The organism is Camelimonas fluminis (assembly GCF_014656355.1).
GTDB lineage: Bacteria > Pseudomonadota > Alphaproteobacteria > Rhizobiales > Beijerinckiaceae > Camelimonas > Camelimonas fluminis.
On record NZ_BNCG01000046.1, the window covers coordinates 15,679 to 16,277 of the forward strand.

At 55.8% G+C, this 599-nt stretch carries 1 protein-coding gene; it reads right to left on the minus strand.

The genetic code is table 11. The annotated features are described in order from the left end of the window. Positions 1-323 (minus strand): hypothetical protein (locus IE243_RS23215; RefSeq protein WP_210319924.1); only part of this gene is annotated, 323 nt, incomplete at its 3' end. Positions 324-599 lie beyond the last annotated feature (276 nt).

The following is a 599-nucleotide window of genomic DNA, read 5'->3' on the forward strand; positions in this document are numbered from 1 at the left end:
GGCCCGGGAACGAGCGGAGCAAACTGGAGCGGCCTTCGCCATTGCGCTCCCGTGGCGTCCGTTGCCGCGAGCACGACCAACGCCGGTCCGTTATCAGCCGCCAGGGCGCACACGCTGGCCTGGCCCTGGCCATTCCCGTCCAGTTCCAGGGTTTGCGAGGCGCTGCCCCCTGGACCGCCAAACGCGCCGCCACCGGAGAGAGCCATATGAATGGTCTCTCCACGATCGCCACTGATCCATACCGTGTTGTAACCCGTCAACGGGGTCAGTTTCGCCACAGAAACGGGCGCGCAACAGGTCGTCGTGAGGCTGGTTATCGCCATCGCCGCATTCCCGGATGATTGTTTCAGACAGAACGGCCGCGCATCGACAATGCGCATTCATCGAATGACAGCCCAGATGCTGGCCATGCAGATATCCTGAAATATTATCTGACATTTCAGGATATCGATTTTTACGATACAATATTACATTTCAGCTTGATTGATTTAAAATATACACGCATTCAATGCGTCGCCGCTCAGCCACCGGTATCGAGATTTAGAGCGTTTTTCGATCATTCCGGCTCATATCCGCATGAAACGAAGTAGTTCTCACAT